Annotated in this window: 6 protein-coding genes; all 6 read left to right on the top strand. The window is 51.8% G+C overall.

Annotated features, from left to right (window positions below; translation table 11 throughout):
• Positions 1-321: OmpA family protein (locus tag ACLW56_RS22900; protein ID WP_330985524.1), on the top strand; the 321-nt coding region annotated here is incomplete at its 5' end.
• A gap of 13 nt (positions 322-334) precedes the next feature.
• Positions 335-826 (top strand): type VI secretion system effector Hcp, encoded by a 492-nt coding sequence (gene hcp / locus ACLW56_RS22895; protein ID WP_024558534.1) that lies wholly within the window; start codon positions 335-337, stop codon positions 824-826.
• A gap of 164 nt (positions 827-990) precedes the next feature.
• Positions 991-3,639, top strand: coding sequence for a type VI secretion system ATPase TssH (gene tssH, locus ACLW56_RS22890; RefSeq protein ID WP_330985971.1), 2,649 nt, complete (start codon positions 991-993; stop codon positions 3,637-3,639).
• A 16-nt stretch (positions 3,640-3,655) separates the two neighbouring features.
• Positions 3,656-4,288, top strand: a complete 633-nt coding sequence (locus ACLW56_RS22885) for a hypothetical protein (RefSeq protein ID WP_330985970.1) — start codon at positions 3,656-3,658, stop codon at positions 4,286-4,288.
• Between the two features lie 23 nt (positions 4,289-4,311).
• A complete protein-coding gene (locus ACLW56_RS22880) occupies positions 4,312-4,512 on the top strand; it encodes a hypothetical protein (RefSeq protein ID WP_330985969.1) in 201 nt (66 codons plus the stop codon).
• Positions 4,513-4,796: 284 nt separating this feature from the next.
• Positions 4,797-7,316, top strand: a complete 2,520-nt coding sequence (locus tag ACLW56_RS22875; protein WP_415378083.1) for a type VI secretion system Vgr family protein — start codon at positions 4,797-4,799, stop codon at positions 7,314-7,316.

Raw genomic sequence — 7,316 nt, 5'->3', positions numbered from 1 at the left:
GGCATCAAAGCCAAACCAGGCTGGCTGATCGTGGTGGCCGGACACACCGATAACACCGGCAATCCTCAACTGAACCAGACGCTGTCTTTGAAGCGCGCCGCAGCGGTGCGTGACTGGATGCGCGACACCGGTGACGTGCCGGAAAGCTGTTTCGCCGTGCAGGGCTATGGCGAAAGTCGACCTGTCGCAACAAATGACACCACGGAAGGGCGAGCGCTTAACCGCCGTGTCGAAATCAGTCTGGTGCCACAGGCTAACGCCTGCCAGATACCAGGCAAAACCCCAGCGTCATCGCAGGATGATGACGTTTCTCAACACTAATGGAGTAAATCCGATGGCAATTCCAGTTTATCTTTGGCTGAAAGACGACGGCGGTGCGGATATCAAAGGTTCTGTAGACGTGCAGGATCGTGAAGGCAGCATCGAAGTTGTCGCTCAGGAGCATAACCTGTACATCCCGACCGACAACAACACCGGCAAGCTGACCGGTACCCGTATCCACACCCCGTTCCTGTTCACCAAGGAAATCGACTCCTCCAGCCCGTACCTGTACAAGGCTGTGACCACCGGTCAGACCCTCAAGTCTGCGGAATTCAAGTGGTACAAAATCAACGACGCGGGCCAGGAAGTGGAGTACTTCAACACCAAACTGGAAAACGTGAAAGTGGTGAAAGTGAATCCTGAAATGTACGACATCAAGGATCCTTCTAAAGAGAAGCACAACCACCTTGAGCGCATTGAACTGCGTTACGAAAAAATCACCTGGACCTACAAAGACGGCAACATCATTCATTCCGATTCCTGGAACGAACGCGCCACGGCGTAATCCCGTTGCGGGCAGGCTTGCGCCTGTCCGCAGTTTTTCGCTGAGCGTCTGCCCACGCAGGCCCTGAGCGAAAAATCACATTCTGCCTTCCTGACCTTATGCGCTTTGGTAAGTACACAGCGATGGGCGGTAGCGTGCCCGGGAAAAAATAAAGAGAGAGAAAAATGGAAACTTCAGCCGTCCTGTTACGCCGACTCAATCCTTACTGCGCCCGCGCGCTGGAAGGCGCAGCTTCTCTGTGCCAGACCCGTGCGCATGCGGAAATCCTGCCAGAGCACTGGCTGCTGAAGCTGCTGGAGCAGGGCGAAGGCGATCTCACCGTGCTGGCACGTCGCTACGAGTGGGATATGGACGGCATGTGGCAGGCGCTGCTGGGCTGGCTGGATAACCTGCCGCGTTCCGTGCGCGGCCGTCCTCAACTGGCGGAGTCTCTGAATCAGTTGCTGAAACAGGCGTGGATGGCGGCTTCATTGCAGGGCGAAGAGCAAATCCGCAGCCAGCACTTACTGCTGGCACTGATTGAAAGCCCGAAACTGATCCGCTGCGATGGCCTGTGGCCACTGTTCACGCTGGGCCAGAGCCAGCTGGAACGTCTGCGTCCTTTGCTGGATGCGCAGTCTGACGAGCGCCCGGAACTTCAGCTTGAAGAAGAACTGATTGCTTCGACGGGCGGCGATGTTGAGATGATCGGCCGTCCGGCAGGCAGCGAAGTGAAAGAGGGCGAGCTCAATCCGGCCCTGCAAAATGCGCTGGATAAATTCACCCTGGATGTCACGGCGAAAGCGAAAGAGGGCAAAATCGACCCGGTCTTTGGTCGCGATACCGAAATCCGCCAGATGGTCGATATTCTCTCTCGCCGTCGTAAAAACAACCCGATTCTGGTCGGCGAACCGGGCGTGGGGAAAACTGCGCTGGTAGAAGGCCTGGCGCTGCGTATTGCCGAAGGCAACGTGCCGGAATCGCTCAAACCTGTGATTTTGCGCACGCTTGACCTCGGTCTGCTTCAGGCTGGCGCGGGCGTGAAAGGCGAGTTCGAGCAGCGTCTGAAAAACGTTATCGATGCCGTGCAGCAGTCGCCAGTGCCGATTTTGCTGTTTATCGATGAAGCGCACACCATTATCGGCGCGGGTAATCAGGCGGGTGGCGCAGATGCCGCGAACCTGCTGAAACCGGCGCTGGCGCGTGGCGAACTGCGCACCATCGCCGCGACAACCTGGTCCGAATACAAACAATATTTTGAACGCGATGCCGCGCTGGAGCGCCGCTTCCAGATGGTGAAAGTCGACGAGCCGGATGACGACACCGCGTGCCTGATGCTGCGCGGCCTGAAATCCCGCTACGCTGAACACCACAATGTTCACATCACCGATGATGCGGTGCGCGCGGCGGTTACACTTTCCCGCCGCTATCTGACAGGCCGCCAGCTACCGGATAAAGCCGTTGATTTGCTGGATACCGCGAGCGCCCGTGTACGTATGAGCCTGGATACCGTGCCGGAACAGCTAACCCGCATCCGCGCACAAATCACCGCGCTTGAGATGGAGAAGCAGGCGCTGCTGGAAGACATCGCGCTGGGCAGCCAGACGCACGGTGAACGCCTGTCAGTCATCGAGCAGGAAGAAGTCAGCCTGATTGTTGAGCTGGATAAGCTGGAAACCCAGTACGGCGAAGAGCTGAAACTCACCGGGCAACTCCTTGAAACCCGCCAGGATATCTCGCGCCAGAGCGAGACGAATGCGCTGCAACAGCAGCTGAGTGGCATGCAGCAAAACAGCCCACTGCTTTCTGTTGATGTGGACGTACGCACTGTGGCGACAGTGATTGCCGACTGGACGGGCGTGCCGCTTTCCTCCCTGATGAAAGATGAGCAGACAGAACTGCTGAGCCTGGAGCAGGAGATTGGCAAGCGCGTGGTTGGGCAGGATGTGGCGCTCGAAGCCATCGCCCAGCGCCTGCGTGCCGCCAAAACCGGCTTAACGTCTGAAAACGGACCGCAGGGCGTGTTCCTGCTGGTTGGCCCAAGCGGCGTGGGGAAAACCGAAAGTGCGCTGGCGCTGGCAGATTCCCTGTATGGCGGTGAAAAATCCTTGATCACCATCAACCTGTCGGAATACCAGGAGCCGCATACCGTTTCACAGTTGAAGGGTTCCCCTCCGGGCTACGTCGGTTACGGCCAGGGCGGCATTCTGACCGAAGCCGTGCGCAAGCGCCCGTACAGCGTGGTGCTGCTGGATGAAGTGGAGAAAGCCCACCGCGATGTCATGAACCTGTTCTACCAGGTCTTTGACCGTGGCTTCATGCGCGACGGCGAAGGCCGCGAGATTGACTTCAGAAATACAGTAATTCTGATGACCTCGAATCTTGGTAGCGACCACTTAATGCAGTTTCTTGAAGAAAATCCGACAGCCAGCGAAGGCGAATTACACGAATTATTGCGCCCGATTTTGCGAGATCACTTCCAGCCAGCGCTGTTAGCACGCTTCCAGACTGTGATTTATCGCCCACTTTCTGAGCAAGCCATGCGCTCAATTGTGGAAATGAAACTCGATCAGGTGAGCAAACGCCTGCACCGCCATTACGGGTTGACGTCACACGTTGACGTAAGTCTGTATGACGCGCTCACATCCGCCTGTCTTTTGCCTGACACCGGGGCGCGTAACGTCGACAGCTTACTCAATCAGCAAATTTTGCCGGTTTTGAGCCAGCAACTTCTTAGCTACATGGCTGCGCAGCAGAAACCAAAAATGCTGACGCTCGGCTGGAGTGAAAACGAGGGGATTGGGCTGGCGTTTGACGGCCCAGTAGCCCTTTAATTAAAGGATATCGATTATGGACAGCGCGAAAGAGATTGCCAGAGATATGCTAGATGCCATTAATGTCGATGGCACCGGCTTTTTAGGAGCAGTGGCGAAAGGGGTAATTTCATTTCCCGTCAGTGTGGCATATCTTGGGTATGATTTTATGGACGCTGAACACCGTAGGGAGAACCTGGATGATAAATTTCGGTTGGCAAGACTGATAAAGAAAGTCACTTTTAATGATGAAACCATCTATAAGGTCATTAAACCATTTATTGATGATTTTATTTCGCGAGTTGATATTCCTTCTGTTGGACTCCAAATGGCCGGCAGTATCACGGGCAAAACGCTTTTTTCACAGTTGACAGGTATAAAGTTAGGATATGTAATTTCAGACCGAGCAACAACGGCACTGTTTGCGGGGACAGTTATTGGATCGTTACTTTCAATTGGTGCAGAAGCGTCACGCGCAATTTATACATCGCGATATTTGCGGGAAAGAAATCCCAATGCTTATTATAAATTAAACAATATGGGTGATTTAGATCTTTTATATTTCCTTATTGAAGATACAGTAAGGCCTTTTGAAACAGCATGTAGTGTTGATGAACACAATTCAGAAGAGTTTAATAGGATTTGTAGATACTTCTTTGGTGGATTATGAATTTGAAAAGAATTGGCATCTCTATGGCCTTTAATATTATTTGTGCTATTGGTGCGACGCTGGTGCTTTTAGGACTTATTCTTGCGTGTTGGTTCTTTTTTGCATCAGAGCAAGAGGGGCGCTTCTATAGAGGCGCCGCTTCTCTTGTTGCTGCATTCATCGGCTATGCAATATATCGTTATGCGTTTCCAATGATTCATAAGAAATGGACTGATCATTATTAATGTCATGTTGAGATGTGGGAGCATAAAAGATTTTATACTTATCATTCTTCGAACCTCGTAGGCAGTATTAGCGGGATGTTAGGGACCTTTATTATGGTTGTTCTATGTGCCCTTATCGGTTTGTTCTAAAGGCCGCTGGTATAGTCGCTTTGTTTGTAGATTATGGGAATTATAAACTTGCGCTGACATATGCTCATAATGAATGGGATAATTACAGATAGTCATTCATCATGATCACAGAATTTTACTTAATGTCATTCTGAAGAAGGATGGGGATTATAGAAATGGAAAATATATTTGAGATGACTGGTAATACACTTAATCGCTACAGCCTGAACATTCCTTCTTGTCCTTATCCATTGGATGTAGAACGTTTTGAAGGTGTGGAACAGATGAGCGTTCTCTATCATTACACCATCCGTTTTACCAGCCCTCATCCGGATCTTACGGCTGAAATGATGTTAAGTAAAACCGCAACACTAAATATTGGTGTGGGGGAGTTATTAAAACCTGCTGTTGGCAAAATTGTTCATGGTGTTGTCACAGATTTCCGACGTCTGACCGGTTCCCGCGATCAGGTCACATATGAAATCATTCTTGAGCCTTTTATCTCTTTACTGAGCAAGCAGTTTCGTACTCACCGCTTCTTCGTCAACAATTCAGTGCCAGAGGTCGTGGCGCAAATTCTCGATGAGCATGGTCTGAAGGGTTGGGAATATGAATTCAAACTCAAACAGACTTACCCGAAGCGTGAGCAGATAAATCAGTATCAAGAAAGCGACCTGGAGTTTATTGAGCGCTTGCTGGCCGAAGTGGGTATTTTCTACTTCTTCACTTTGCAGCCTGACACGCAGACCGAAGTTGTGCACTTTGCAGACAAACAGAGTGCCTGGACTTTTGGTAAGAGCCTGCCGCTGAACAGTCCATCAGGGGCGAACGATAATGGGGTGGACTCAGTATGGGGGGTAAGTGTCCGTCAGAATGTGGTGGAACGGACCGTCACTGCCAATGATTATAACCACAGCGAAGCGCAGAAAGTGCTGATGTCTGCTCCGGCAGATATGACCCGGGGTGACGGAGATGGTGTGACTTACGGTGATGTATATCACTATCGGCCAAAACACCTGGAAAGTGGTGACAAGATTAACCCTTCGGCAGAATCTGGCAATTTCTGGGCGAGACTGGAACACGAGCGCTTTCTGTCGAATCAGAGCATAGTGACTGGCTGCAGTACGGACGTAACTCTCAGCCCGGCACAGGTTCTCATCCTTACCGAATCTGCCACTACCCCTACCTTGCCAGCAGTGACAGATAATGGTTTGGTCATTGTAAGAACCGGATATTCAGCCAGCCGTAAAAATGCGCTTACTGTTACATGGGCGGCTATGCCGTACTACGAGAACCGCTGCTGGCGTCCCGCTGCTAAAAAGCGTCCGGTGGTCAGTGGTACGCTGATGGCGCGCGTGACCAGCGCCAAAGATAACGATATCTACGCCTGGCAGGATGCATCCGGCATGTACCGGGTGAAGTTTGATGCCGACCGTGATGACAAAAAGCAGGGTATGGAAAGCATGCCAGTGCGTTTTGCTAAGCCTTACGGTGGTGACAAATACGGCTTTCACTTCCCGCTGATCCAGGGCACTGAAGTTGCCATTGCCTTCCATGAAGGCGATCCAGATCGTCCGTATATCGCCCATGCTATGCACGACTCCCGCCACGTGGACCACGTCACTGAGGCCAACAGCACGCGTAACGTAGTCAGGACCGCGGGCCTGAACAAGCTGCGGATGGAGGACAAGCGCGGCGAAGAGCACGTCAAACTCAGTACGGAGTATGGCGGCAAGACCCAACTCAATTTAGGACACAACGTCAATGCTTCCAGGGCCCTTCGTGGCGAGGGAGCGGAGCTGCGCACTAACGACTGGGTCAGTGTTCGTGGTGGTAAGGGGATTCTGCTCACTGCAGATGCTCAACCTGACGTCGGCAGTAAAATGCTTGAAATGGACAGGGCTGTAGAACAACTGGAACAGGCACTCACGCTGGCAAGAAGCCTTCAGGCAGCCGCGAAGGGGGCGAAGGCTACGGTATCCGATATCGACAGTCAAAAGACGCTAAACAGCTCACTGAAATATTTAAAAATGCCAGGAATGCTGGCCAGTGCGCCTGCTGGAATAGGAATTCTCAGTCCTGAGGCTGTCCGGCTTGCTTCAGGTGGGGCAAGTATTGGCCTCATGTCAGGTAAAAACACAGATATCAGTACCGGACAATCGTTCACTGTAGCGGCAAGCGAGGCTGTAAGTTTGTTTGCACAAGCTGCAGGAATGAAAATGTATGCCGGGGCAGGGAAGGTTGATATTCAGGCACAAGCTGATGCTATGAATGTCTCAGCATTACAGGACATCACTGTCGCCAGTGGTCAGGGAAGCGTGAAGGTGAATGCCAGTAAGGAACTGATTTTAAGTTGCGGTGGTGCTTATATAAAGCTTAGCGGTGGGAATATTGAACTGGGATGTCCGGGGAATATTTTGCTGAAAGCGGCCAATGTTAATCAAACAGGTCCTGCCAGTTTAGATACACCACCAGTAACTTTCCCGAAAGGGTACAGCGAAGGGTTTACCACAACGTCGTCAGCCAGTGGAGCAGTCAAGCCTTTCACCACATATAAAATTACGACGGCTGAAGGTGAGGTTTATAACGGTGTCTCCAGTGCGACCGGTGAAACGTCACCAATTTATACATCCATGCCTTCACAATTAAAAATCGAGTATCCGCGAAACGTTCCTGAAAGCCAGGAGGGCGAATAA

Source organism: Pantoea sp. sgz302252, from assembly GCF_047713085.1.
In the GTDB taxonomy this organism is placed as follows: Bacteria; Pseudomonadota; Gammaproteobacteria; order Enterobacterales; family Enterobacteriaceae; genus Scandinavium.
Note: the sequence above shows the minus strand (reverse complement) of the source record. Positions and strands in the feature narration are given on the sequence as shown.

Excerpts from the sequence above, each read along its gene's own strand:
- hcp (WP_024558534.1), top strand. The coding sequence starts at position 335 with ATGGCAATTCCAGTTTATCTTTGGCTGAAAGACGACGGCGGTGCGGAT.
- tssH (WP_330985971.1), top strand. The coding sequence starts at position 991 with ATGGAAACTTCAGCCGTCCTGTTACGCCGACTCAATCCTTACTGCGCC.
- ACLW56_RS22885 (WP_330985970.1), top strand. The coding sequence starts at position 3,656 with ATGGACAGCGCGAAAGAGATTGCCAGAGATATGCTAGATGCCATTAAT.
- ACLW56_RS22880 (WP_330985969.1), top strand. The coding sequence starts at position 4,312 with ATGGCCTTTAATATTATTTGTGCTATTGGTGCGACGCTGGTGCTTTTA.
- ACLW56_RS22875 (WP_415378083.1), top strand. The coding sequence starts at position 4,797 with ATGGAAAATATATTTGAGATGACTGGTAATACACTTAATCGCTACAGC.